This window comes from Paenibacillus sp. VT-400 (genome assembly GCF_001029205.1).
In the GTDB taxonomy this organism is placed as follows: domain Bacteria; phylum Bacillota; class Bacilli; order Paenibacillales; family Paenibacillaceae; genus Paenibacillus; species Paenibacillus amylolyticus.
On record NZ_LELF01000067.1, the window covers coordinates 4,155,348 to 4,180,480 of the forward strand.

Annotated in this window: 24 protein-coding genes and 1 pseudogene; 9 read left to right on the forward strand and 16 right to left on the reverse strand. The window is 41.8% G+C overall.

Going from position 1 to position 25,133, the window contains the following annotated elements; all coding sequences use genetic code 11:
- The first annotated feature begins 272 nt into the window (after nucleotides 1-272).
- On the forward strand, nucleotides 273-698 hold the full coding sequence (locus EL84_RS28855) for a hypothetical protein (protein ID WP_047843942.1): 426 nt from the start codon (nucleotides 273-275) through the stop codon (nucleotides 696-698).
- A 154-nt stretch (nucleotides 699-852) separates the two neighbouring features.
- On the opposite strand, the gene EL84_RS28860 is transcribed toward EL84_RS28855, so the two are convergent.
- The 6 genes from EL84_RS28860 to EL84_RS31910 form a co-directional block, all read right to left on the reverse strand.
- Nucleotides 853-2,016, reverse strand: coding sequence for an iron-containing alcohol dehydrogenase (locus EL84_RS28860; RefSeq protein ID WP_047843943.1), 1,164 nt, complete (start codon nucleotides 2,014-2,016; stop codon nucleotides 853-855).
- Between the two features lie 272 nt (nucleotides 2,017-2,288).
- On the reverse strand, nucleotides 2,289-3,167 hold the full coding sequence (locus tag EL84_RS28865) for an amidohydrolase family protein (RefSeq protein ID WP_047843944.1): 879 nt from the start codon (nucleotides 3,165-3,167) through the stop codon (nucleotides 2,289-2,291).
- Nucleotides 3,154-6,321 (reverse strand): GNAT family N-acetyltransferase, encoded by a 3,168-nt coding sequence (locus EL84_RS28870; RefSeq protein WP_047843945.1) that lies wholly within the window; start codon nucleotides 6,319-6,321, stop codon nucleotides 3,154-3,156. Before EL84_RS28870 ends, EL84_RS28865 begins: the two co-directional genes overlap by 14 nt.
- A gap of 299 nt (nucleotides 6,322-6,620) precedes the next feature.
- Nucleotides 6,621-6,956, reverse strand: coding sequence for a type II toxin-antitoxin system PemK/MazF family toxin (locus EL84_RS28875; RefSeq protein WP_017687002.1), 336 nt, complete (start codon nucleotides 6,954-6,956; stop codon nucleotides 6,621-6,623).
- Nucleotides 6,953-7,255: an AbrB/MazE/SpoVT family DNA-binding domain-containing protein gene (locus tag EL84_RS28880; protein ID WP_017687001.1), complete on the reverse strand. Its 303-nt coding sequence runs from the start codon at nucleotides 7,253-7,255 to the stop codon at nucleotides 6,953-6,955. The genes EL84_RS28875 and EL84_RS28880 overlap by 4 nt, the downstream gene beginning before the upstream one ends.
- Before the next feature lie 253 nt (nucleotides 7,256-7,508).
- Nucleotides 7,509-7,832, reverse strand: coding sequence for a hypothetical protein (locus tag EL84_RS31910; RefSeq protein ID WP_152683085.1), 324 nt, complete (start codon nucleotides 7,830-7,832; stop codon nucleotides 7,509-7,511).
- A 325-nt stretch (nucleotides 7,833-8,157) separates the two neighbouring features.
- On the opposite strand from EL84_RS31910, the gene EL84_RS28885 reads away from it, so the two are divergent.
- The gene (locus tag EL84_RS28885; RefSeq protein WP_047843946.1) at nucleotides 8,158-8,763 is read left to right on the forward strand and encodes a DedA family protein; all 606 of its coding nucleotides are present in this window, start codon (nucleotides 8,158-8,160) and stop codon (nucleotides 8,761-8,763) included.
- A 197-nt stretch (nucleotides 8,764-8,960) separates the two neighbouring features.
- Here EL84_RS28885 and EL84_RS28890 read toward each other — a convergent pair whose 3' ends face one another.
- From EL84_RS28890 to EL84_RS28910, 5 genes are all read right to left on the reverse strand, one after another.
- Nucleotides 8,961-10,160 (reverse strand): MFS transporter, encoded by a 1,200-nt coding sequence (locus EL84_RS28890; protein WP_152683110.1) that lies wholly within the window; start codon nucleotides 10,158-10,160, stop codon nucleotides 8,961-8,963.
- 332 nt (nucleotides 10,161-10,492) lie between these two features.
- Nucleotides 10,493-11,530 (reverse strand): ROK family protein, encoded by a 1,038-nt coding sequence (locus tag EL84_RS28895; protein WP_047843947.1) that lies wholly within the window; start codon nucleotides 11,528-11,530, stop codon nucleotides 10,493-10,495.
- A 199-nt stretch (nucleotides 11,531-11,729) separates the two neighbouring features.
- On the reverse strand, nucleotides 11,730-11,999 hold the full coding sequence (locus EL84_RS28900; RefSeq protein WP_047843948.1) for a hypothetical protein: 270 nt from the start codon (nucleotides 11,997-11,999) through the stop codon (nucleotides 11,730-11,732).
- A gap of 88 nt (nucleotides 12,000-12,087) precedes the next feature.
- Nucleotides 12,088-13,038 (reverse strand): hypothetical protein, encoded by a 951-nt coding sequence (locus EL84_RS28905; RefSeq protein WP_152683086.1) that lies wholly within the window; start codon nucleotides 13,036-13,038, stop codon nucleotides 12,088-12,090.
- A 126-nt stretch (nucleotides 13,039-13,164) separates the two neighbouring features.
- Nucleotides 13,165-16,041, reverse strand: coding sequence for a P-loop NTPase fold protein (locus EL84_RS28910; RefSeq protein WP_082219161.1), 2,877 nt, complete (start codon nucleotides 16,039-16,041; stop codon nucleotides 13,165-13,167).
- Nucleotides 16,042-16,338: 297 nt separating this feature from the next.
- Between EL84_RS28910 and EL84_RS28915 the strand changes: the two genes are divergently transcribed.
- Both EL84_RS28915 and EL84_RS31550 read left to right on the forward strand, forming a co-directional pair.
- Nucleotides 16,339-16,950, forward strand: coding sequence for a TetR/AcrR family transcriptional regulator (locus tag EL84_RS28915; protein ID WP_047843951.1), 612 nt, complete (start codon nucleotides 16,339-16,341; stop codon nucleotides 16,948-16,950).
- A gap of 379 nt (nucleotides 16,951-17,329) precedes the next feature.
- Nucleotides 17,330-18,472, forward strand: a pseudogene (locus tag EL84_RS31550) (metal-dependent hydrolase family protein).
- Between the two features lie 250 nt (nucleotides 18,473-18,722).
- Here EL84_RS31550 and EL84_RS28930 read toward each other — a convergent pair.
- Together EL84_RS28930 and EL84_RS28935 are read right to left on the reverse strand one after the other, a co-directional pair.
- Nucleotides 18,723-19,520, reverse strand: coding sequence for a hypothetical protein (locus EL84_RS28930; protein ID WP_047843953.1), 798 nt, complete (start codon nucleotides 19,518-19,520; stop codon nucleotides 18,723-18,725).
- Between the two features lie 25 nt (nucleotides 19,521-19,545).
- Nucleotides 19,546-20,121, reverse strand: a complete 576-nt coding sequence (locus tag EL84_RS28935) for a papain-like cysteine protease family protein (protein ID WP_047843954.1) — start codon at nucleotides 20,119-20,121, stop codon at nucleotides 19,546-19,548.
- Between the two features lie 507 nt (nucleotides 20,122-20,628).
- Here EL84_RS28935 and EL84_RS32795 point away from each other — a divergent pair.
- The 3 genes from EL84_RS32795 to EL84_RS28945 all read left to right on the forward strand — a co-directional run bounded on the left by EL84_RS32795 (nucleotide 20,629) and on the right by EL84_RS28945 (nucleotide 22,382).
- Nucleotides 20,629-20,922 (forward strand): DUF554 family protein, encoded by a 294-nt coding sequence (locus EL84_RS32795; protein ID WP_053061642.1) that lies wholly within the window; start codon nucleotides 20,629-20,631, stop codon nucleotides 20,920-20,922.
- On the forward strand, nucleotides 20,912-21,193 hold the full coding sequence (locus EL84_RS32800; protein ID WP_053061643.1) for a DUF554 family protein: 282 nt from the start codon (nucleotides 20,912-20,914) through the stop codon (nucleotides 21,191-21,193). The genes EL84_RS32795 and EL84_RS32800 overlap by 11 nt, the downstream gene beginning before the upstream one ends.
- Nucleotides 21,194-21,347: 154 nt before the next feature.
- Nucleotides 21,348-22,382 (forward strand): alpha/beta fold hydrolase, encoded by a 1,035-nt coding sequence (locus EL84_RS28945; RefSeq protein ID WP_047843955.1) that lies wholly within the window; start codon nucleotides 21,348-21,350, stop codon nucleotides 22,380-22,382.
- A 2-nt stretch (nucleotides 22,383-22,384) separates the two neighbouring features.
- Here the strand turns inward: EL84_RS28945 and EL84_RS28950 are convergent, their stop codons facing one another.
- Nucleotides 22,385-22,978, reverse strand: a complete 594-nt coding sequence (locus EL84_RS28950) for a YdeI/OmpD-associated family protein (RefSeq protein WP_047843956.1) — start codon at nucleotides 22,976-22,978, stop codon at nucleotides 22,385-22,387.
- A 261-nt stretch (nucleotides 22,979-23,239) separates the two neighbouring features.
- Here EL84_RS28950 and EL84_RS28955 point away from each other — a divergent pair, with 261 nt between their 5' ends.
- Both EL84_RS28955 and yidD read left to right on the forward strand, forming a co-directional pair.
- Entirely contained in the window at nucleotides 23,240-23,461 is a 222-nt protein-coding gene (locus EL84_RS28955) for a hypothetical protein (protein WP_047843957.1), read from the forward strand.
- A 295-nt stretch (nucleotides 23,462-23,756) separates the two neighbouring features.
- Nucleotides 23,757-23,984 carry a membrane protein insertion efficiency factor YidD gene (gene yidD / locus EL84_RS28960; RefSeq protein ID WP_036617551.1) on the forward strand — a complete coding sequence of 76 codons (228 nt, stop codon included), beginning with the start codon at nucleotides 23,757-23,759 and terminating at the stop codon, nucleotides 23,982-23,984.
- A 42-nt stretch (nucleotides 23,985-24,026) separates the two neighbouring features.
- Here the strand turns inward: yidD and EL84_RS28965 are convergent, their stop codons facing one another.
- A complete protein-coding gene (locus EL84_RS28965; RefSeq protein ID WP_047843958.1) occupies nucleotides 24,027-24,503 on the reverse strand; it encodes an EVE domain-containing protein in 477 nt (158 codons plus the stop codon).
- 26 nt (nucleotides 24,504-24,529) lie between these two features.
- Nucleotides 24,530-25,066 (reverse strand): DinB family protein, encoded by a 537-nt coding sequence (locus tag EL84_RS28970; RefSeq protein WP_047843959.1) that lies wholly within the window; start codon nucleotides 25,064-25,066, stop codon nucleotides 24,530-24,532.
- Nucleotides 25,067-25,133: the final 67 nt, after the last annotated feature.

The window sequence follows — 25,133 nt, forward strand, 5'->3', positions numbered from 1 at the left end:
ACATTCACCATCCATTTTCATTTTCATCATTATGAAGTCCAAATTCTATGTATCTACTTTATATCGGTCGATATCAAATAATCTGTAAGCTGTTTCCCCAGTTATTCTAGGTCAAAGGCCACTGCAAACGATTGGAAAATGAAGACTTTGGGTTAATACAAAATATGACATCAACATCGTATAATATATGAAATACATATCGTGCAGGAAGAGGGACAACGCATTGAATCCGAAAATGCCTACTTTATTAAATGTCGAATAGGAGAAGTGATATGGCAAAAACAGCATTACCTACGCTATTAAATGTCGTGCGCATTTTATTGAGTGTAAAACTGATCTACGTAATTGTGTCCTTTATCGTGTTCCTCATTGACTTCAACCAGAACATGGAGACCTATCTGGGTTTCTTACGCAAAGGAGATGATCTGGCTTACGCCTCTGGCGTAATCTTAGCCAGAATGTTGTTTATCATCGGTCCCAGCCTGCTTGCTGTTATATTCATCACCAAAAGAAAGTTCAAGCTCACCGTGACGTTTCTGAGTCTGGCGCTATTCGTTGCCATTCCGAATGAGAGTAACCTGTTCACCCTGATTCATCTCTTCGCCCTGCTCATCGTGCTCTTGCATCGTCCAAGCAAGATGTATCTGAAACGAAAGGATACCCCTGTCAATGTAGCCGTAGTTGAACCGAAGAATTAATTCGAAAAGGGGATCACATGATATTGAAGTCCAGATACACGGTGGAGCGCATAAGATATGATGTCATAATAAAAAAACAAGGACGTTCCTTAGTATTAAAGGAAGGTCCTTGTTTAATGTGACTCATTATACAAAGTGATTGTGAGATTTACAATTACAGTGCAGCTTGATAAATTTGTACTACATCTTCACGCTGCAAGTTTTTGAAGAATCCGAACGGACCAAATCGCATCGCTTTATCAGCCATTATATCAATCTGACTGTCGTCGATGTCATAGTCCGCCAGACGGCTAGGGGCACCAATCGAAGTCCAGAATGTACGCAGCGCTTCAATGCCTTCTTCAGCCACTTGTTTGTCCGACTTTCCAGTAGGATTAATATCAAATACATTAATGGCCATACGTTTGAATCGATCTACATCCACATCCAGATTATGCTTCATCCAGTGTGGGAAGAGGATTGCAAGACCTCCCCCATGCGGAATGTCGTACACAGCCGATACAGCATGTTCTATATTGTGAGAAGCCCAATCTCCGGCAAGACCCATATTCAGGACATCGTTAAGCGCCATTGTTCCGCAGTAGAGAATGGTTTCACGCAGTTCATAGTTTTCTGGATCTTTAATCAGACGAGGGGCCGTATCAATGACGGTACGAAGAATCGTCTCACAGAATCCAAGCTGAACCGGTGTATTCGTATCCAGATGGAAATAATGTTCAAACACATGAGACATCATGTCCACCATGCCGTATACAGTCTGATCCAGTGGTACGGTGTATGTGTACTCCGGATCAAGAATGGAGAACGCCGGGAAAGAATACTCGCTAAACCATGCCCATTTTTCCTGTGTGTCCTGATTGGTTATTACTGAACCATTGTTCATCTCGGAGCCTGTCGCTGCCATCGTTAGAATTGTCCCCAGTGGAAGGCCGCCTTCTGGGGTTGCTTCGCGCACAACAACATCCCACATGTCTCCATCGTATTTGGCTCCTACTGCGATGGCTTTCCCGCAGTCAAGCACACTGCCGCCGCCAACCGCAAGAACCAGATCAATGTTATGTGTTCTGCATAGTTCTACACCCTTATGAACCGTAGACAGACGAGGGTTCGGTTCCACACCAGCCAGTTCCGTAACCTCTGCTCCGATCTCATTCAACTGGCTGATTACCTGATCGTACAGCCCGCTACGTTTGATGCTTCCACCACCATATACAAGCAAAATACGTTTTCCGTATTTTGGAACTTCGGTTTGTAGTGCTTGAAGTTGCCCTTTGCCAAAAATCAGCCGGGTCGGATTATAAAACTGAAAAGATCTCATAACGTATGTTCCTCCAAAGAAATCTGAAATTTTGTGCATCCACCATTATAGTTCTCTTTATTCGCAAAAACAAATACAGGCAAGAAGGAGATAACAAATGAGTATGGAGTCTGTCATGGCTAAACACTGTTTTCCTGAACAAAAAAAGCTCCTGCCAGCAAAGTGGCAGGAGCTTACGTGACAGGGATTAAGCATGAACATCACATGATTCATGCTTTCATGACAGGCATGCTATACGTCCCCTCAGATATTAATAATTCGGTACTTAGGTTCTACCCCAGATCGGCAATCCGCTGTCCAATACGCGGAAACAGCCCGAAGGCATTCTCATAGAAGACTTTATCATGATGCTGTTCCGGTACAAGTCGGCGGACAAATTCGGCATACAGATCGATGGGCGCAAGCGGCCAGTCGGTGCCAAACAGCATTTTCTCGTAATGATCCGAATAGACCAAGGCCCGGCGGAAATGATCCATGAACAAAGGCTCGTTCATGAACCGTTCAAAATGGGGCCGATCCCCCACCACAAGACCAGACAAATCCGCATACACGTTAGGATTCTTCGCCACCACTTCAGCTGCATCCATCACCCAGGGATCACCCAGATGACAGATCATGAAGTTCACACCACGTTGCTGCAAGGCTAATTCATCCACCGTCAACGGATGAGAATATTTGAGCAATCCATTCATGGAGTACGTGTCACCCGTATGAATCACGACAGGCAGGTTGTACTTGGCTGCGAGTTCATAGACTGGGGTATAGATTTTGTCGTACACATAGTGATGATAGTATCCAGCATAGAGTTTGATTCCGGCTACCTCAGGGGATTGCAGTCTCGCTTCAATCCGGTCCAGTTCGTCCTGAGCGTTTTCACCGTCTAGCGCATTGGGATTGATCCCCACGCATTCCATGAGGAATGAGGGAACCTTCTCTTCCAAATCAAGTCCCATCGGGTTAGGTGAACTGGAATCCGGGAACGCTCCCTTCGTCTGCTCCGTAACCCCCATTCCGATACCCATAATGACGTCGTTTTTATCAAACTCCGCTTTAAGACCAGCGGCAGAGTAATCCACTTTAGACAGATCAATCGCTGTTCGGTGAAAGCTGTCGATGTCCGACAGGTGAATATGAATATCAATGATCGGCATGTGAAGCCTCCTTTTCATCGGTAGAAGTTGCAAAATTAAGTTTGAGAAGGTCCTGCACATCCGGTGAACTTAGCGGGATTGGTCCCAGAACCAGATACGTCGGCTCCGTCCAGACCGTCTCCCCCTGCTGGAGTGTCAGATGATGATGAACATTCAGACCAGTCACCTGATTATTGGCAAACCCCCATGCACTCTGATTCGGGTAACGATGTACCGCATGCAGCATGTTTTCACGCGAAACCGATCCTACTCGCAAAAGGTCTTCAAGTGGAAGGCCCACATCCACCTTGCCCAGCGGGAATCGATCTTTACCCGGTTGTTCTATCCAACCTTCCGCGAAGACAGATGAAGGCCGGAGGAAACGTTCCTCCGCAAGCGAGTAATCCGTCAGCGTCAGGCCACTTTCGTTTGTCACGGCAAGCAGCGTGCATAGCACAGGAACACCGGGCAGCATCAGATAATGCTGGTGGATCGTGATTCCCCGATTCGCTTTATGCTTCTCAATCCGGGTGGTCAGCTTTATACCCTTCCAGACGTTGCTGTATTGATCCTTCTGCTCTGTCCAGGAAGCGGCTCTCTGTTCCAACTGGCGGCTGAAACCATTCATGCCTGGAACCCCCACACCCAATCCGCCGTACCACGGATTCCACCACGAGCGTGGAGCCGGTTCAGGGTACGAGCTATCCAGCCATTCTTCTCCTGCATATTTCAGGGAGTGTACTACACTCCCGAATTCAGGAGCAACAGCGATCGACAACACCCCATTGTCTACGCTGTACAAAGGTCCAGATGAACCTTCTTCAATCATCTGCTTCACCTCTGTTCCGCTCTGTGGGAACCAAAGGGCAGTTCGCTCCTGAATCCGATCTTCGCCCCGGTATAGCCCACGAACTTTCCAACCACTCGCGTGCTGGTCTCGGTCCGCTTCGTCTGGTGAGAATGTCAGCTTGGCTGAGTTTAGATTCTGCTCCGGATTGAATTCCTTCGCATTGGCCATAACCTCCGGTTTGCCACCCTGCTGCACATATAGCTCCAGCTTGCCCGCAAGCGGAACCAGTTTGTGTTCACTCAACGTTGCTTGCAGCACGTCCGGGGCAAATGGATTCCCCTCACTCAGTGTCAGATCCAGATGACTGTCCAGCAACGGAATGACCGGGTTACGCTGCTTCCGTGCAAACGCACGGAAATCCGACCATTTGGCAAACGTGTTCAAAGCATATACAGTTGCTTTTGTCCGCACAACGGCTCCTGCGGGAATACGGCCAAGCTCATGCTGAAACCCCAGCGTGTATTCCGGGCGAAGCAACTTCAGAGAAGGGTCCCAATATATACCGCTGGCACCATACTCCTCCTTACAGAACAGCCAGTTCTCCGTGATTTGGGCGCTGTCCCAATGGCTCGGATCGCCAGCGTAAGAATCCCCCATATCCACAAAACGATCTTGGTACGGGAGAATTAACCTGCTACCATAGAACCCAAAGTTATTCATTAGATACAGGTCCTCTTCCCAGGTGGTGTCTCGTGTATTCTCAACCTCGTGGTGGAATTCGGCGACTCCATTCGCAGACAGCTTGACCACGGACTTAATTTGCAAGCCAGGGAAATCCTCTGAGTCATACAGTGCTTCAAGAACCTGACGTTCCCCTTCGGGATAAATATTCACTTCTTTTGCTTGTTTCTTGGATAACTCTTCGGCAAAAGGCTTACCCAGCTTCGGATAAGTCCACCAGAATGAATGACGGGAACCGGGATATTCAATCCACATGTTATTATCTTGCTTGCTCATATGAATAGAGAATGCACCATTAACAGCCACCCATTGATCCTCAATCTGCCCGCCATATTTACCTTCGATTCCCTTCATCAGTACAGAAATTTTGCTTGTAAAAGAGATCGCATGGTTCCCCACTGGGACTGCCGTCACTTCTACTTCTTGGGAATATAGACCATATGAACGCAAGGTGAACCGTACTGGCACAGACACTTTGCCTTTGGCTGGCACCGTAAAGCGCACCGCACGCTCCGCCCATTCAAGGAATTCATCCTCAGGCAGGTCTAAGCTGAACTCCGTTTCGGCATCCACATTATTTTCCACGTTCAGAACCAACTCAGCCGGGACGCCTGGATAAAGCTCCTTCACAGGCAGGATAGTCTTGATCTTGGCCGGGAATTTCGGGGCAATACCTAACCTGAACTCCGCTTTCTTACCGCCGATCAACCAGGTGCTGGCAACCACGGGATGAGTCTTATTGTTATTCTGTTCCTCTGTAATTGGATCAACGTGAAACTCACCTTCCACGATGATGGTTTCTCCCGGAGCCACTGCTCGTGCAACGTCCAGCGCAAATCGAATGTTTTTGTTATCCTCACCCTTGATCTCGACTGCCAGTTCGGACGCAGAAGTGTTCTTAATGCGATAGCGAACCTTATAGCTGGAACCGAAAACCAGATCATGATCGTCGACCTCTGTTGAGATCTCGTAATCCGGTGTTTCGAGGGCAGTCAGCCCGCGACCCGACTTTTCAAATTCAGCCCGCAGGGAGACATCTCCCTTTTTCCACGTGTAGTCAAAGAAATCAAAACCGCGCTCCCGTCGGCCATCCGGCTCGATCACGAGTTCACGCGTGCTGTCTGCATACCAATCCAACTCCTCAAAATAAGGAGCGAGTGCTTCGGTCTGCAAGATGGTAGGGATGAAATTCATCAGATGCACATTATCATCTTTTTTCTCCCAGAAGAATCCGCATTTCTTGTACATCGGTACAGCCTTCGTATTGCCTGCCCACGTGAACAGATCCAGGCGGGGCCATCCGGCCTCTACGGTCTTGCGCACAGCATTCAGGATCAGATTACGTCCGACCTTATAACCGTGATAGTCGGGGCGTACGTTAAGCAGTGGTACATATAGCGCTCTCTCGTCATAGCGGTAATGAGCAAAACTGCAGAAGCCAACAACCTCTTGCTCATGAACAGCTAGAAACACATAAAGATTGGACGAACTCTCCATCTCGCGGCGAACTGTTTCCTCTGTTCTAAGATTGGTGCCGCCTCCCCAGCTTTCATTACTACGGTTCCACATATCCGCGAGTGCGGCAGCATAAGAGGGATCGTATTCAATAATATGGATTTGATCGATAATCGAAGTTATAGTCATGTTCTGATCTCCTTCTCTTTATGTACAGGATGGTCTTTGTGAACTTTCGATATGGCCTTTGCCCGATAGCCGCAGAGATAATACAGGCCATGTTTGAAGAAGCTAGCGATAGTCTTATCATACTATAAATGGAAGCATTTTCAGAGAATTAAAAATCTTTCTTTCCAACTTATATGTGCCTTTCGGAAGCTCTTGTTAGAAGCGTCAAGGATGGACGAATCTATTTAGGCATGAAAGAAAAAATCCACGTCTTTTAGTTAGACGTGGATTTAGGAATATGATCAGCTACTAATTTTCAATTATGCCAATATAGAACGGACATTGCGTAGAACTGATTTCATAAATTCAGAGGTTGGTTCGGCATGCCCCGCAATTTGGATACGTCGTTGCCGCACATCAAGACTCTTCAACTGATCCGTCAAAACAACACCTGAAAATGGCAGCTCTTCTGGTAGTGTAACTTCAAAAGGATAATCCTTGGCTTGGCTCGTTATGGGACATACAACGGCAAAACCCGTTATTTCATTGAATTCAAGTTCCGATAGAACAATAGCCGGTCGTCTCCCGGCTTGCTCGTGACCCGCTTGAGGATCAAAGTCAAGCCATATCAGATCGCCTCGTTTGGGAATAATCAAAGTAACTCGTTCCCTTCAGTACCAAAGTCTATTTCTTCATGTCTTGTATCCTGTTTCACTTTAGAGAGCAAAGTCTTTAGATGGTTACGTAGTTCCTCATTGGACTCTACAGGCTTGGTTTTTGGACGCAACAACAATTCATTATCTTCTGTCACCAAAATCTCAATTTCCGAGCCTTCTTCCAGATTAAGACGCTTAAGCAATTGGTTAGGAATGCGAATTGCACTGCTATTTCCCCATTTGCTAAGTGTGGCTGTAGTCATGGCAATCCCACGCCTTTCGTTTGATTGATGCTCCAATTATACCTCACCTCCCTACAGTTGTATATCTATATGATATACATGAAACAATAAAAGGATACATTGTATTCAACCATAAAATAATGATTGTACAGCCTATGATTACGAATAGATATACCATTGCTATAAAGCAAAATGAGCATATAAAAACCCTCGTTTGGTCGAAACGAGGTTTCCCAGTCAGATCATCCCCAACAATGAAAAACAGCTGTAAGCCTTAGACGAAAAAAATGAAGTCCAGACTGCCCCTGTTTTATGGAGCTATAGTCCCTCGGTAGCTTACCCTTGTATAATGTGCCTTGATCTCGACTGCCAGTTCGGACGCAGAAGTGTTCTTAATGCGATAGCGAACCTTATAGCTGGAACCGAAAACCAGATCATGATCATCGACCTCTGTAGAGATTTCGTAATCCGGTGTTTCGAGGGCAGTCAGCCCGCAACCCGACTTTTCAAATTCAGCCCGCAGGGAGACATCTCCCTTTTTCCACGTATAGTCAAAGAAATCAAAACCACACTGCCGTCGGCCATCCGGCCTCCACGGTCTTGCGCACAGCAGATTAAGAGGGATCGTATTCAATAATATGGATCTGGTTGATAATCGAAGTTACGGTCATGTTCTGATCTCCTTCTCTTTATGTACAGGATGGTGAAGAAGCTAGTGATAGTCTTATCATACTATATTGGAAGCATTTTCAGAGCATTATATCATTGCTTCGGTATCCAGTTCTGTATGAAGTGTCAATGAATCCATGCAACCCTTATGTACGGGTAAACATATTGCCGCAGTGTGTCCTGAAATGGACATTCATGTGAACTTTGACAAGCTCTATTCGCTATTGTTACTCTTTGTACAGGAGTGTTTCTTTTATATATAAAAAAAGATAGATTCATGGAGGGAAAGCATGACAGAATGGATCACGCAATTTATACTCTTTTTTAAAGATTTGTCATACGCAGGTCTCGTTATTGCCTTGTCGTTTGAATTCGTACCCGCTGAACTTGTACTGCCCATGGCGGGATATTGGGTGTATCTTGGGGATATGAAGCTTTGGCTAGCAATTCTGGCGGGTACCGTAGGCGGAACGTTTGGACCTCTGACGTTGTATGCCCTGGGACGATACGGCGGCAGACCCATGGTCGAAAAATACGGTAAGTATTTCTTGATTCGCCCCCACCATCTGGACGCTTCCGATAAGTTCTTCGAGAAATATGGCAGCGGGGTAGCTTTCTATGGACGTTTTGTACCAGGTATTCGGACCGTGATCTCGATTCCTTGCGGTATGGCGAAAATGAATGTGTTTAAATTCAGTATCTTTACATTCTTGGCCATGCTTCCGATTACTTCATTGTACATTTACTTAGGATTTAAATTAGGCTCTCAATGGGAGCATGTGGACGAGATTGTTAAGCCTTATATCGTTCCGGCAGCGGTGGTTTTCTTAGGTGCCTTTGGATTGTATGTGCTTTTGAAACGTTGGAAAAGAAGAACGGCTTTGAACAAGTCATAGGCTTGTTGAGGAAATGCAGACTGTATAGTAGAGTGGCTGGTATATGATGAAAAAAGTCCTTACTCTACATGACCTGTGGTTATGATTTGTTAAGATACTAGTGATAGATGATATACCGTACTAATCTACTCGTATATTCATAAGCAAAGCCCCACGGATCATGGCGATCAGTGGGGCTTTATCATTTCAATTGATTTCTAAATCAGTTCCTGCCTTCTTTTCAAATACACATACAACACTACGCCAGATGCCGCACAGATCACAGCACATAAACCAATGAATCCATATCCCGCCTGAAGTCCGCGCAGCAGCCCCAACTGAGTCGTTGAACCGTACAGATTCTTCACACCTTCAATCACCCAACCAATTACATAGTTACCGATGACACTACCAACCCCCATCAAGGTAACCGTGAACGTAATCGCGGTGTCACTGCCGTTTGGATATCTGCGTGCGATAAACGCCATAACTGTTGGATAGATCATCGCAATACCTGCGCCAGATATCGCAAAGAAAATCGCAAGACGCTCTCCCCCTGCAAGCGCCACGAACGTACATACTCCCGAGAAAGCCGAGAACAGAATCAGTGACAATACAAATCCGATCCGGTCCGTCAATGGTCCAAGCAGCAAGCGTCCCAGCGAGAATGTGAGGAAGAACGCAGATAATAACCCGGAGGCTTTGACCGTGTCCCACGTGTAGGCTTTTTCCAGGAAATTAACCAGCCAACCCCCAACCGCCAGCTCCGATACCACGCCAAAAGAAAGAATGAGCACCATCAGCCAAAGGGCAGGATCACGTGTTAACGTCTTCAGTGAAGTCCGATCCTCATGAGGAAGGTCATCCCCCGGAAACTTGCTGCGCAACGCCGCAATGATCGGCAGCAGACAGAGTGACAACATCACCAGATACATGCCGCGCCAGTCCAGTTCGTGTCCAAACACGCGCAAAGACATCACACCTGTCGCCAATAAAGGCGCCACCGTTGAACTCAGCCCATAGAAGAAGTGGGACAGGTTCATCATCGTACCTGTGTTTTTCACAAAGATCCGCGCACCCAGAATCGCCAAAGCAATCTCCAGCATGCCGTTACCGATGTACATGAAGAAGTATGAAGAAGCAAAGAGTGGATAGTTATGAGACATGTAAATGAACACACCCGATAAGATCATCGATGCAAACGATATGATGCTAACCGCCTTGATGCCCCATTTGCGAACCAGAATAGCCGTGAAGGAGCAGGCGATCAGGTAGCCTAGTGCGTTCAGGGACAATAACGTCCCGAGCTGTTTCTCATCCAGATTAAAGTCGAATTGAATGCGCGGAATGGCCGGCCCCTTAATATTTTCTGATATGCCAAATACGATAAATCCAAGAAAAATCGTTGCCAGTTGCATGGCGTACAGCTTGTTGAACTTTCGTTTGTTCCCTTGCGTACCTGCTTGCTGATTCAATACAAGTTCCTCCATTGTGTCTATATAAGTTGAAACAAGGGTCATAAACTGGACACTCCAATGACAGAATAACCTTCCAATCGCTGTTATCCCCAGATTTTTTGAATTCCCTTCTCCAAAGGGAAAATCCGGTGATAAAGGCGACCGCTTCGCTTTTTCAGGTTTTTTCTGTCCTCTCCGTTACCTGTTTAATGAAATAGTTCACTTATATAAAAGGGTTATTACAACTCAGTGATCTGATGAAAGATCATTCTTCTGATTGACGTTCAGTTCCTTTACCACTGCTTCTCAACCACCTGAATGCGGTAAGTTAGGCTCTCCAACGTAACAGCGACCAGCCCGGTCACATATTCGCGTCGTGTGTCTCTTTGGATGATCAACTCCGGCAAATGCTCCTGTGGGATCAGGTGATCCAGACAGCCTTGTAACAGGTCATCCCGCATAGCCGGGTCCATAGTATCGCCCGTAACGACAATCGCTGCCGGGTTGATAATTGCAATGATGGAAATCAGCGTCTTTGTGACGAGTTCCTGCAACCCTTCCGTCGTTTCCAACATTCGCAACTGCTCTTCCCGTGACACGCCAAAAGGTAAGAAGGACACCTCGCCCCCAAATTGCGTGTTCCCGGTCAGCGGACGACCATCAATAATAAAACCTGCACCCGGAAAATGGTTCTCCGGAAACGTAACTACCGCAAAGTTCTTCTCTTCCTCAAATTGCTGCTGGTTGTAAAGTCCGTAAACGGTCAAGTTCATGTCGTTGCCAATGACCACTTCCACGTCTTCATATTGCTCCTTAAGCCTTGGGCCGAGTGGCTGATACATCAGCTCCGGTACATCGCAAATTCCAATCACGCCGTTGTGCGCCACCCCAGGTATGCCGATCCCAATCGCCTGTACATTGTGGTATGGTTCGATCAGATTTGCAATCAGATCCTCTACCACCGGGACATTGATCTCATTTAACAAGAGTGTCTGTTCGTCCGCCATTTCCCCGTTTAGATTGGCATATGTATGTGTAATCGAGTGAACGCCGCCCTCTGTCCGAATAATCAGGCACAATACACTGGCGTAATCCGCGTTGAATTGATACCGACTCGCAGGTCTTCCCCCACTCGATTCATCCGGGCCCAGATCGATAATCTCACCTGTTTGGAGTAATTCATTCAGGATCGTACCGCATGTCGCAACGCTGAGTTTCGTCAGGTTTGCAATCGAAGCCTTCGTGCCTACGCCCATGGATCGGAGTGTATTCTTCACCAGTTCAACGTTAATGCGCTTCACCTGCTGGGTGTTGTGTGATGTGGGTAGCATAGTTAGTTGTATGCCTCCTTTCGTTCATTTCGAACCATTCAATGAATGTTTTTAAAAGTATTTTAATAATTGAAGTGTAGGGGGAATTGGGAGGAAAGTCAATGCTTAATTCAGAGCGAAAAACGTTTGGATGGACAGACAAAAAGACAGTGCAAGATCATCTTGTGTGACCCTGCACTGTCCTTTAGTTAAAGTGGTTTTATGTAGACTGGCTCATTTGATTTGCCAAGATGCTCTTCTCCAGTCGAACTTCAAATAACTTTCGATTCAAATCCTGTTCCATGGCATGTAGGTGATATGCTGCTTGTTTCACGGTATCCATCTCTAGCACACCTGCCTGCTTTGCGATGATGTCCATGGCATCTAGGATGAGTTTGTTGCATGTGATGAGTTGATCAACGTAATCGTCTTCCTGTTGGGCTAGTTGTGTGTACTGCAAAGTTAAGTCGTCGCTGTTGGTACTTGTCATGTCATCACTCCTTTGTTTAAAGAGGTTAACACAACGAAGAAAAAAGTGTGGTACGCAACAACGTAACAATATTAAACAAGTTTTATATTCACTTCACATTAAATATTTTATTCTTTTTAATAATTGAATTTATTATAGAAATTTCTCCTGGGTTATAATTCTGCATACTCAAATGTTCTGTGTCTTTAATTAGAGTTTCTCTTCCTAAACTTGAGTAATAATTGTTAGAACTTATATATTCAATATTATCTTTAGGTACTAAAAGCTTACCTACGTCAAATATATTTGTTGAATTTGAAATTAAATAGCTCTTCTCTAAATCTATATGTAATATTTGCTTATTGGAAAAAATCATTCCACTTTTCAGTTTAATGTCAAAAGATATCTTTGAGTGACCAAGATACTTAAATAAATTTTTTATCCTTAGAAGCAATAGAAAGTATACCACTGTGAGAACTAATAAGAAGAAAATTGTAGAGAGATCAAACTTTTTAATTGACAAAATTATTTCAGTAGATTCAACATAATCTAAACCAAGTTCAGTACCTTGGGTAATTAAAGTCCTATTAATTAACCAACCATAAAATATGGAATAGTGAACCATATAAATAATGATTAAAGACATAAATGCTGGTATTACTATTTTCCTTCTGGATGCCGTATTTTTTCTGTGAGTCCAGTTACTTATAATACTTTGAACTCTTTGAAAAGAGAACAGTTGTACAATAGAAAACAATAAGAACAAATAACTGAGTGTTGAAGGGACTTTTCTAAATATATACATGATCTCGTTGTTTATCCAATTAAGAAAGACAGAAGTAAGAAGAACAGAGTAGCCTCCACAAATTACAACTAATAAAAATGATAGATATAAGAATCTTAGTAACTTCATCCCACTACTCATATACTGTAGTTCCTCAAGCGAAACAAAAAAACGCAATGGATTTTTTTTGAGCTTAGAATATGTAGCAACTAAAGAGAGAATAACTGTGCCCACAAATCCCGATAAAGCAATAGCAGGATTATATAATGCCTCCATATATGATTTAGCACCTCGTTCTTTTTTTAGAATTAATATGATACCATTTCCGTTCTGTTTTGAAGTGAATAGGAATTTGTGACTATTCACTTCACTTTCAATGCTCCGATTTTGATAATCTGACTTTTATAATTGGTCTAGTAATTTAAAGAGATCTTGAATATGTGCAGTATAAGTTGTTTCATATGAACCCATCGAAAACGTGTCTTTCCAAGGCATATCTCTCTTTTTAATATTATCTTTATTAGCTATCCAGTAATTTTTAAGCTCTTCTTTATTCAAGACTTTTGTAAATTGATCTATTGAAGGAATTTCACTAGACACGTAACTGGACTTAGGATCATAGTTTATAAAAAGGAAAAATAAAAAGTAATCATACCCTTTGGAATCTAAACTAGAATTAAAACAAATATCAAATAGATACTTATTAACTGCAGTGTGAATCGAGCCTTGATCTTCATATCCTGATTCATCATAGAAACCACAGCCAAGTCCATCTGATTGGTCCTTACAACCTAATTGATAAAGAATATAATGAAGAAGTCTCGGTTTCATTCCCATAACTTTTTTATTAAGTTCTTCTTCTTTAATTTTTGATTTAATATATTCGTACTCTTCTCCACATAAATCGCTACCTGAGAGATTAATTACATCTTCGAAGATATTCCTCGATTCATTGATATATTGCTTCTTAAACATATTAAACACTACTTGCGAAATTTCTCTCATTTCTCCAATAGTTACATCCTTTACATCACCTTCAACAGGATTATTGTTCTTCCCATGTGTAGATAACGACCTTAAGAGAGTGTAAAAATCACCTCTTCTTCCAGAATTACAATTAGAACGAAATTGTAATAAATCGTGCAGCCCCAAAACTCCTTTTTCTGACTTAAACAGTGTATCCAATATACCTATTTCAGAAAAATCTTTCTCACCAAAAATCCACTCAGCAATTCTCTTTACATCACTCTTAGTTTCTCTGTTTAGATTCGCTTTCTCTTCTAGCCAACCAACATCATTTAATAGTTTTGCTATAAAAAAAGGATACATAAAATTTCTGAGTCCATCGCTCGTAGAATCAATTTCTAAAATAGAATGTTTTGGTAGTATCTCTAATAAATATAATATAATCTCCTTAACTTTTTCAGGAGAAAAAGTGACATACGGCTCATTAACAATGATACTCCATAATTGTTTATTATTGAATTCAGGATTAACAAATAGTTGTTTTTCTAATACCTCTGATATTTTTACTTTCTCTTTGAATATTTGATTTTTCAAAGTTACATAAAATTTATAATGATCATTTTCAGACGTAATAGTTGATTTTACAATAAGATCTAGATATCTATTTAGATTCCTACGATGCTTATTAAAACAAGCATACGAAGAATGAGCTTCATTTGAGAGACTAGGAAATTTATTTTTTTGCAGTCTCTCTTTAGTATCAAACACTTTATTAAGTATAAATTTTTGATTTGAATTTAGAGTCTGTACATAATCTGTGTATCTTGTTGAATTTTTGTAATCAGAGCTTGGCGATTTCCCTTCGTCCATAGGGTAGTAATCATCGTATTTTGTGACGACTGAGAAATACCCAAAATTCCTACCATTTTCCGAGTCATATATCTTCCTAAAAATATTTGGATAATTAACATATATTATTATCAAGTGAATTAAATCATACTTATTAAAGTCCATTACAGTATAATCAACTTTATCTAATTCTAGTAACAATATGGTGTTAACTAATCTTTTAATTTTTCTTGCATTCCCCACGAAAGAAACATATTGATCGTACTCTTTGGAATTAAATATATCTTTCAGCCCTTCAGATGCCACCGACACTAAATCGGCGTTTCCTAATTTAATTCTTGAAGCAGCTTTGTTCTTATAATCAGTGAAGTAATTTAAAAGCAATGAAGGATCTAGAAATAAACTATACTTTATGTTTATAAATTTTTCTAAAAACTCTATAGTTTTCTCCGCATCTAATTTTTGATTTTCATTAATAGAAATATTCTCAGTATCGTAGCATAGTATGTAGGTCATATTGGGAAGGACGAATGATTTTTTTATTACATATAAAACTTCCTTAACACTAGAAAAATTAAGTCTGTCCAGATCATCTACTATAATGATAATTTTACGATCCATTCCTTTCAAAAAATCCTCTAACTTTTCTAAGGTCTTATCTATTGATAAGTTGTCAGAAGGAATACCGAATCTTACTCCAAAAATTGAAAAGGTCGTTTTCGAATCATTCAGAATTTTTAGATATCTAGCAAATAATGTTTCGAGTTCTGGAGCAAAGAAGTTTCCTCTTATCACCTTTATAAGCCCATCTACAAACTTATTTAGAATATTATCATTACTCTCAAATTTCATAACATCAAATTTATATATTATGATTTTTTCTTTATGATCCTTCTCCCAATTTTCCACACACAGATTAATGAAAGTTGACTTCCCAGTCCCCCATGGTGCATCTACTCCAAAGACGAGACTTTCATATGATCCGTAATTAAAAACCCTATCAGAAAATTTCCTTGCTAAATCTGCAAATTCAAATGCATCTTCTTTTTGTGTTATAACTTCCAAATCACTCATAAAACCAGATTTATTCTCAGCTTTCTTTATACGTTTAGTTTGATTTTTTTTCACATTGTTTGCTACAAAAAAAACTATGGGCAGAATTAGTAATAAAAACATATGAAACCATTGTAGTTTTACAAGCTTATTATTTAAAAATAAAATCCCAATTCCATTTATTGATATTAATACAAATATTCCTGTAAAAAGAATGATTAATAAATCTAAACGTTTACTATCAATTACAAACTTAAGTTTTCTAAGAATATTATTATTTTTTATAACAAAAAAAACTACAACCAAATAACATAAAAGAATTACAAAAAAGTAGGTCAATTTACCATTTTGCAATGAAATGTTATAAAAAGATTTGAATAATACGCTTACAATCAAACTTGTTTCTGACATGAGAACCCCTAAAATGAAGACTTTAATTAGTGTGTAATAATTAGATTTCAATACAATCACTCACTTCATCACGGATTCTATTTCCTCTTTTAATATATAATAAATCATACCCCTTGATTACACTAATTCACTCAAAAATTGTTAATTAAACAACAAGCTTAGTATATCATAGTAAACATGTCTACTGTAGGTGAAATAAGCCATATAAATCACTTTTGTTTTACTCATTTGACATTCCCCTCAAAAAGGTCTACCCTAATAACGAATCATTCATTCACTATTAAGGAGACGTTTCCGATGGTGCAAGCCAAGAAAGACGAAGTCAGGAAAGAGATTGAATATGCGGCGCTCAAGGTCTTTTTTGAAAAGGGCTATGTGGATGCCAAGATGAGCGATATCGCAAATGAGATCAATATTTCCGTGGGCAATATCTATACTTATTTCAAGAACAAGAAAGAACTCTTCTACGCCGTCGTGCCACCGGATCTGGTGGATTATTTGAAAAATGTGCTGGTGGAGACGATTCACTTTGATAATCAGACCCTGTTCGAGGAAACGGATAGCGAGCAAAAGTCGGCGCTGTTGCAGGAACAGGTGGATGTGTTACGTAAATACCGGAATCAGATTGTCATCATCTTTGAAAAGAATAAAGGCACCATCTACAACAACGCCAAGAATGAGCTTGTCGAGCTGATGATCGATACCAAGAAGGCCTATCTCAAAAATCAATATAAACGGTATGAGATTGGCACCGAAGAGAACTTGATCTTGTTGAACATCCTCGCGCACAACGTGATCGACATGAACCTGGATCTATTGAAGCGGGATATGAGGGAGGACAGCCGGAAGCAAATATTCGAAGCGTTGTATGTATACAGACTGTACGGTATGAAGAGTCTCAACGAATAACGCTCCACCTCATCACTTATGCTGGTTAGACAAAGCGTGCAGATCAGATCAATTTCACTTGGTTTGCACGCAAAAAAATATCTAACATTAAGTCGCTTTATTTTTTTGTTTCAATAATGAATAAATAATTCATTATTGAAACAAGCATCTTCGTTACCCTAACTACTCACCTCACCCACATTCTAAGGAGGAACACAACATGAACACCGCTTACGCATTAAAAAATGTCAATCTGATCCATGGCGACTCAAGCCGCAATCTGCAAAAAAACATGACGATTCTCGTCAATGAACAAGGACTTATTCAGGATATCGGCCGAGATAACGATTTGCATATCCCAAGTCACTACACAACCATCGACCTCTCAGGAAAATACGTAATGCCAGGACTGATCAATGCACACGTGCACCTCTTTGCAGATGGAAAACCGTTCAGTCTCTCGGTCAGTGAAGGCTTGTTGCAGTTTGCCTATGATCGAATATTGAACACGAAGTTTGGCAGAAACGTTTTGAAAAAACGCATGAAACGCAATGCACTGACCGCACTCCATGCGGGTGTAACAACGATGCGCAGTGTGGGGGAATTCTTTTACACGGATGTCCAGCTGCGGGATGAGATTAATAACGGCGACTTTGTCGGCCCCAATCTGCTCGTCTCCGGGTTTTTCCTAAGTGTCACGGGTGGGCACGGTGCTCCATTTCTGGCTCTGGTTGGTGACTCTCCGTGGGAAGCACGAAAAAATGTACGCATTAATGTGAAACACGGCGTGGATCTGATCAAAATCTGTGTGACGGGTGGTGTGACGGATGCGAAAATAGTCGGCTAGGCTGGCCGTTTACAGATGACGGTGGACGAAGTTGCGGCGATCTGCGATGAAGCGCATAAGATTGGTTTGCGGGTGGTAGCGCATGTGGAGAGCACGGAAGGCGTACGGGTTGCGTTACAAGGTGGCGTCGATACCATTGAGCACGGTTCGGAGATGGATGACGAAATCATTCGTTTGTACAAAAATAATCCCAATGCCTTGAATGGCTACACCGCACTCATCCCCACCCTGCAAGCCGCTTATCCCTCCGCTTCACTGGATACGAGCGTAACGAAGGTAAGTGCAACGGTAAAAGAGAATTCCAGACTCGTCTACGATTCAATGCTCAAGGGCGTAATACAAGCGATCGAAAACGACATCACCATCGGGATTGGCACCGATGCCGCTATGCCTTACGTGACTCACTATGATATGTGGAGAGAGATGGACCACTACATGAGACAGGCCAACCTGAACAACAAACAGGTCATCGACATGGTGACTCGAACCAATGCAAAGATCCTCGGTGTTGACGATGTTACAGGGACGGTGGATATCGGAAAACATGCCGATCTGATTATCATGGAGCAAAATCCACTGGAACATATCGAGGCCTTGTCAGACATCTCTATGGTCATGGTCAAAGGAAATCTAATTCAAACACCATCTGTCACAAGAATCAAAGAAGTCGACGATGTTCTAAACTCAGTTTGGTGAATTCAGGAGTGAAATCATGCGCGGAAGTACCCTTGGAACATTTTTTATAATTCCTTTTTTTGAATTTAAGACAATCCCAATAGCTACAGGTTTGTAACCCATTATAGAAAGCACCTACGAAGACAGGATAATATACCCTGAAACCGTAGGTGCTTTTGGTTAAACAAAACTTCAATTTAACCCTCAGCATGCTTACTTTTGTAAATTGAAGATGAGTTCTTCGTTGAATGGAGTGCCTGTGGAGTATAAATCATTTCAAGCTCTGTCTTTTTCTTACCCACATGTACACTACTATTGAGCCTACTAAAGCAATGACCAAACTTATTATTGTTATACTCATATAATTATTCGTAGACATACCGGAGTTGATGACTGGATAGCCACCCGCACCATCTACTTCTGGATCAACCCCTTGGGATTGCACATCTTTTAGGAAATCAATCGTCTTGGAGGAATCCCATAGCTGATTATTATCCATACCTCCCATGAGTGATTTTTTCTCAGTAGGTACATCTGGTATATTTACTTCTTTACCATTGATCTTCACGGCCAAATAACGGATATTTCCGTCCTTGATTAATACCGGATTAAGCGTATCCACGTCAGTAGATAGGGATTTTGTCATCGTATTTAAGGACGCATCCAACCTGGAGGCATCTCCTCCTGCAAGAACCACTCTGAACTCACCTTCGAATTGTTCTATACTAAGAAATGACTTTCCAACACCGCCCGATTGCACAATAAAGTCATACTGTCCTGTCGGCTTAGACACATCGATCAGACTGTCAGATACTTTTTCAAACTTCTCAGAGTCGAATAAGTATACTTCGAAACCAGGGCCTAAGGTGACAGACTTAACTTCTTCTTCATTTTTATAACCATATCCACTAGGATCGTCTAATACCATTTTTTTAAATTCATCCAATCCTTGTCCTTTGGCAAAGGTCTGTACATCTTCAGGCACATTGCTGGCATAACTACTTGGAGCCATAGTGTAACTGACCAATAGACCCATACATATCACCATTAAAATTCTCATATATTTCATGATTATAGACCTCCTCAGCTAATCCTTATTGATAATGCCAAAAGTCTTTAAGTCCCCATCTCCACGTTCTTTCTGCTCCCGTACCTCCATTAAATTTCGAGAATTCCATTGAAGTTTTCACACCATCCCAAGGATCCAGATAATGCATATAATAAGTATATGTTGGAGTATTACTGTAGCCATAAATAGCAACTGCATGACCAACAAGGGCCGTAGGACTATTCCATTTCCAACTCACATATACGGGGCGCCCTCCATCAATCTGACTTTTCACTTGGGCAACATTTAAATTACCTGAGTAATAATTAGAAGATACTCCATAGTCATGCATTCCACTTTGGGCTTCTACTGTTGATGCCGATACATTTGTACAAGAACTGGTTGACTTCACTGTCTTAACGAAATCGCATTGATATACATTTTTGCTAGCCATGAATTTAAGAACACTTGAACTAACTGCTGCCCAACACCATTCACTCTTCTCTTGCTTTGCAATAGGATATGATGGCAAATCAGTAGAAGCAGCATATGCTTGTGACACAAAAGAGAGTGTGAATATTAGTGCAAATACGGAGAATAAAAAAGTTCTTCGAGATTTCATTTTAAACCTTCCCCCTCATCTCATTAGAATTGAATAAATTTGTTAAAGTGTGCTTATCTACCTCAATCTTTTTTGTTCCCCTCCAATCCAAACCCTCCATATTCATGTTACCTATACTGTATATAACGAGTTATTAATCATAAATGTTTCCTTTTTTTAAAATATTTTCAATTAAAGTTCAAAAAAGTAGCGCAAAGCTTATCCATCATTTGAGGTTTGTTGCAGTGTGCCTATGATCGGATATAGGATACCAAGTTCAGCAAAAATATTTTGAAAAAAGAATGAAACATAACGCACTGACTGTACTCCATGTGGGTGTGACAACGATGCTCCGTTTGAGAGAATTCTTTTACCTGACGTGCAGCTGTGGGATGAGATTAACAACGATGATTTGTCAGATCCAATCTGATCATCTCCGGTATTTTCCTAATTGTCACGGATGAACATGGTGTTCCTTATCTAGAACTGTTGAGCGACTCCCCATGGAAAGCATGGAAGACGTAAGGGTTGCGTTACAAGTTGGTGTCGATACCATTGGGCACGGTTCCGAAATGGACGACGAAATCATTCGTTGGTACCAAAATAAATTCAACGTCGTTCTTCTTCCTGACCTTAGGCGGGATCATTGGGCAACTGATTAATTTCGAGAACCTTTTGTCCAACATCATGACCAAATCCTCGTCCAATGGCTTAAATGAAGGGTTAACGGTTGCCATCTCATTTTTGTGCGTGGGATCGATCCCGATTCTGGGGCCACTACAAAGTGCATTACAGGGGGATAACACCTTTTTTGCAAATTAATACGATTTTCTCGGGCATTACGTCATTGATTCTGGCATCCACCTTCGGGATCGGCATCATCTTCTCAGCGTTCATTCTGTTGGTCATCGAAGTGCTGGTCTTCTTCTCGGCTGATTTCTTATCCGTCTTCATGACGACAAACATCATGAACGAAATTACTCTGATTGGTGGCATCCTGGCGCTTTGTACCGGATTAAACATCTTGAAGATTACGAAGATCAAAGTGTTAAACCTGTTTCCTGCCTTATTTATTCCAATCTTTCTGCTGTAGCTTCAGCATACTGAGGTCTTTTATGTCCAACCTGAGACTGAGAACAAATTCAATCTGGCGTACGATTTGAATCAATGACGAGTCACGTAAGATAGAATTATGAGTTTATGAACAATAATTACATCAAGACATTGAACCAGAGGAGACATATCCTATGAATAAAATGAAGAAAACAGGTTTGTGGCTAGGCGTCACGACCCTAACACTATCACTCGCAGTTCTTTACATTCCAACATGGACGCCAAAAATAAAAGGCCCAAACCCTATTCATGTATTGGGACAAGTTGAAATCAACGGCACGGGACATGAAATCATGATCAGAGGACAGGATCTGGACAACCCAGTTATCCTTTATTTACACGGTGGACCGGGTGCATCTGAACTTCCGTACGCGAAAAAGTACCAAGATTTATTAGAATCTCAGTTTACGATTGTGAACTATGATCAGAGAGCAAGCGGCAAATCCTATCATTTTTTCGAGGACTATTCCAATCTCTCAGCTGATGTGCTGGTTGAGGATGCACTGGCCGTCACGGATTATATTACTAAACGTCTGGGGAAGAAAAAGGTGATCCTGATTGGTCATTCGTACGGAACATACATAGGAACTCTTGCTGCGCATCGAGCACCCGATAAATATGAAGCCTACATTGGAATAGGGCAGATGGCAGATACACAACAGAGCGAGATGGACGGATGGAATTACGTTATGGAGCAAGCCCAGCTGGCTGATAATGATGAAGACGTAAACCAGTTGAAGCAGATCTATGAACCGATCAAACAAGGACAGGCATTCACGCCGCGAGATATCGTTAAACGTTATGGGGGCGCTTCGAGGTTGATGGACAGCCCGGACACCAGCTTTCTCGGAATGACGTTCAGCCATGAATATAATATGCTGGATACCATTCGTTATAATAAAGGGATCATTTATTCGCAAGAAATACTGATAAGTGAAGCCATGAGCCGTCCTTTGCCTTCCTTGATTACGAAACTGGACCTGCCCTTTTATTTTGTCATGGGAGATTACGACTTTATGACTTCATCCCATGCCGCCAAGGTGTTTTTTGACCAGATTGAAGGAAATCAAAAGGAATTCATTGCCTATAAGAACTCGGCCCATTACCCACATTACGAAGAGAAGCAAAGATTCTTTGAGTGGATGGTAGATACCTTTATCAAGCAATAACCTTAATCATTCAATCCTTTGCCCTCCAGGATTGGCTGCATGTACTTCTCGATTCGCGACACTTTTGTTTTGGATTGCTTCGGTTGTGAAAAATAATAGAGATATGCCCGCTGACGTCCGGGTGTCAGTGCTTCAAATGCATCTCGGAAAGCAGGATTTTCATCGAATTGCTGCTGAAGTTCCTCAGGAACGCTATATTCGGCAGTTTTTTTCATTTCCACTTGCAGTCCAGCCTGTTCCACTTCAATCGCTTGCTGGATATAGGCTCTAATCATAGCCTCCTGCTCCACAATCTGCTCCAGACTGGTGAAGCGAAGCTGGCGTTCTGCCTGTACATTCTCCGTTTGTTGGACCAAAATGCCGTGCGTATCCTTCAGCAGAGCACCTTTGAAAAATAGAATGGCTACGTACTCTTTGAATCCATGGATTAAAACGATGTTTTTCCCATCCAGCATGTAACAAGGATGCATCCATTTCATATCTTCTGTGAGTTCAAAATCCCTAATAATCTCTCTCAGCTTTGTGGACTCTTCCCTCCACGTTTTGAGTTTCTTTAGATAGCCGTCAACTTTGCGATTCCCACTTGTATCCGTCATGGAGAAATACCTCTCTTTTTCTCATGGTTTTATAGGTTCAATTGTACTGGTTTTCAGTGGATTGTACAGCGTTGCTTACAGAGCTTTTATTGACTTTTCCACTTGAATTTAAACCTTAATAACAACAAAGACCATCCTGTTAGATGGCCTATATTTTAATCCAATCTCATCTAATAAGTTTCAATCGACAGTTTACCATACCCATAGTAAAATAATGGAATGTCTATTGCCATAATTCCAACATACGAAAGGATGATTTAAATGAGAGAGTACACAGTTATTCCAGGTCCAAAAAATGTTCAAGTAAACCGAGGTGATACTCAGGCTGCTGTTAATTTATTTGCGGATATCATTAATCACAAAGCACAATCTGGATGGACCTATCAATCGATGGAGTCGCTATCCGTCACTGAGAAGCCCGGTTGTCTCCAGCAACCTGTTACAACGCATCATTATATGCTTATTTTCTACAGAGAGATTTAATAATAGTACAACAATCATGAGAAACTCAGAATCTGAGGAACTGATATTTAATAACATGCCATCCGAAGAAGAACTTATTAGACTCTTACATACACATCATGAAGAAAACGACCCTCGAAGCAGTTTCTATATAAGAACTCATGTTATTCCAGAAATCGATTGGTTGAAGTCTTTGCTTAACGTTACACTTGCATTATTCGCAGGTCTAATCATCTCTATGATATGTTTCTATCTCTTGAATCCATTCATTCCAGTATATGCTTTGCTGAGTGCCCAGATTGTTTTCATAGCAAGTATGTTATTCATAGTTCTACGACGTGTTAGAGCAATCCTGATATGGAGTATTAGAATTTATCAACGTTTTGCCCCCATTGAAGTGAGGAACAAATGTCGTTTTGAACCAAGCTGTTCTGTGTATATGATTCAAGCTATTGAGAAATACGGGGCGATTAAAGGTCTTTCCTTGGGCATTCATCGTCTTCGCAAATGTAATATCAACGGTGGAGGATATGATTATCCATAAAGCCAAAAGGTCCATAGACAATCTATGGGCCTTTTGCTTTGGTTAACATTTCTGGCTTAAGCTAATACCGAGCAGTGGCTGTATCTCTTCTTCCAACATGGAGGAAGCTATCATCCTGAAGTCATCAACCCCAATTTCAAAATGACCTTTACGAAATGGAAACCCCCAATTGCGATTCCCGCGTGTAAAAGTGAGTTGGTCTAACAACGTTGCGATCTTTACATCTCGACACGGTAGATAACGGAGATCTCGGCGAAAGGGTATAAAGGATTCCGACATCTGATATTGGTATATCCTGTCGTCGATAATTTGACCAATAGCGGTAAAAGCCTGAAGTGGTTGCCCTGTTGATATGTCTGTACGTGGAGAGTAGTATATCATCCAGTCACCCGCGGACATCTGTCGCAAAAGTGCTGACTTGCCATGGCACAATTGCGCAAACCCTCCCTCTACGGCTACATTTACATGAGAAGCAGATACAACGCCAACCCAATATCTGCTGTCCTGATTTGGTTTCATGGATACATCCCATTCCCTTCTCTCATTTACATTTCCAGATTCGATTTCAATCGATCCAATTGCAAAAAATGATGTCTGTAGTGCATCTCTATCAACAAAAACCACTCTTGAGCATTTAGAGCGCCAAGCCTTGGATGATGTATTTTGTTATTTACCGATGCTTGGTATACAAGAGGTTCTGTACTCCTCATCCGGTCCACGACCATGTGAAGCCCATCAATCAAGGACTCCATGCTCTCGGGTGGTTGCGGGGTATACTGGGGGGAAGCAGGAACCTTAATTGGAACGGGAGGGAATTGTCCTAATTCAAACACTTGCCTACCCAGTTCTGTTTTTTCCTCACCCGAGTTTAAAGTCGAATCCTTGCTGCTCAAACACTGCTCAATATTATGCAGATGCATAAAAAGCGCTGATTGAATCAAATGTACATACATCTGTCCAATGGACCATTTCTCTTCACTTTGTTTTTTAAGTAAGCTAGACATATCCAAATTTTTCAGTTCTGCCAAATATCGTTCTACTGCCGTTTCAAATGATTTCAACACTTCCGTTGTACTTCTCATCCTTCAACCCACTCCTCTTGATCTGTGATATATCAAAGTATAAAAAAACACTACTGACAGGTGTATG

What these genes read in the sequence shown, in the direction of transcription:
- EL84_RS28970 (WP_047843959.1), bottom strand. Translation starts at nt 25,066, where the DNA reads ATGAGAAGTACAACGGAAGTGTTGAAATCATTTGAAACGGCAGTAGAA.
- EL84_RS28860 (WP_047843943.1), bottom strand. Translation starts at nt 2,016, where the DNA reads ATGAGATCTTTTCAGTTTTATAATCCGACCCGGCTGATTTTTGGCAAA.
- EL84_RS28950 (WP_047843956.1), bottom strand. Translation starts at nt 22,978, where the DNA reads ATGACGGATACAAGTGGGAATCGCAAAGTTGACGGCTATCTAAAGAAA.
- EL84_RS28905 (WP_152683086.1), bottom strand. Translation starts at nt 13,038, where the DNA reads ATGGAGGCATTATATAATCCTGCTATTGCTTTATCGGGATTTGTGGGC.
- EL84_RS28965 (WP_047843958.1), bottom strand. Translation starts at nt 24,503, where the DNA reads ATGAAACCAAATCAGGACAGCAGATATTGGGTTGGCGTTGTATCTGCT.
- EL84_RS28855 (WP_047843942.1), top strand. Translation starts at nt 273, where the DNA reads ATGGCAAAAACAGCATTACCTACGCTATTAAATGTCGTGCGCATTTTA.
- yidD (WP_036617551.1), top strand. Translation starts at nt 23,757, where the DNA reads ATGTTATTCATAGTTCTACGACGTGTTAGAGCAATCCTGATATGGAGT.
- EL84_RS28935 (WP_047843954.1), bottom strand. Translation starts at nt 20,121, where the DNA reads ATGAAATCTCGAAGAACTTTTTTATTCTCCGTATTTGCACTAATATTC.
- EL84_RS28885 (WP_047843946.1), top strand. Translation starts at nt 8,158, where the DNA reads ATGACAGAATGGATCACGCAATTTATACTCTTTTTTAAAGATTTGTCA.
- EL84_RS28955 (WP_047843957.1), top strand. Translation starts at nt 23,240, where the DNA reads ATGAGAGAGTACACAGTTATTCCAGGTCCAAAAAATGTTCAAGTAAAC.
- EL84_RS28915 (WP_047843951.1), top strand. Translation starts at nt 16,339, where the DNA reads ATGGTGCAAGCCAAGAAAGACGAAGTCAGGAAAGAGATTGAATATGCG.
- EL84_RS28895 (WP_047843947.1), bottom strand. Translation starts at nt 11,530, where the DNA reads ATGCTACCCACATCACACAACACCCAGCAGGTGAAGCGCATTAACGTT.
- EL84_RS28870 (WP_047843945.1), bottom strand. Translation starts at nt 6,321, where the DNA reads ATGACTATAACTTCGATTATCGATCAAATCCATATTATTGAATACGAT.
- EL84_RS28945 (WP_047843955.1), top strand. Translation starts at nt 21,348, where the DNA reads ATGAATAAAATGAAGAAAACAGGTTTGTGGCTAGGCGTCACGACCCTA.
- EL84_RS28900 (WP_047843948.1), bottom strand. Translation starts at nt 11,999, where the DNA reads ATGACAAGTACCAACAGCGACGACTTAACTTTGCAGTACACACAACTA.
- EL84_RS28865 (WP_047843944.1), bottom strand. Translation starts at nt 3,167, where the DNA reads ATGCCGATCATTGATATTCATATTCACCTGTCGGACATCGACAGCTTT.
- EL84_RS28930 (WP_047843953.1), bottom strand. Translation starts at nt 19,520, where the DNA reads ATGAAATATATGAGAATTTTAATGGTGATATGTATGGGTCTATTGGTC.
- EL84_RS28910 (WP_082219161.1), bottom strand. Translation starts at nt 16,041, where the DNA reads ATGTCAGAAACAAGTTTGATTGTAAGCGTATTATTCAAATCTTTTTAT.
- EL84_RS28890 (WP_152683110.1), bottom strand. Translation starts at nt 10,160, where the DNA reads ATGCAACTGGCAACGATTTTTCTTGGATTTATCGTATTTGGCATATCA.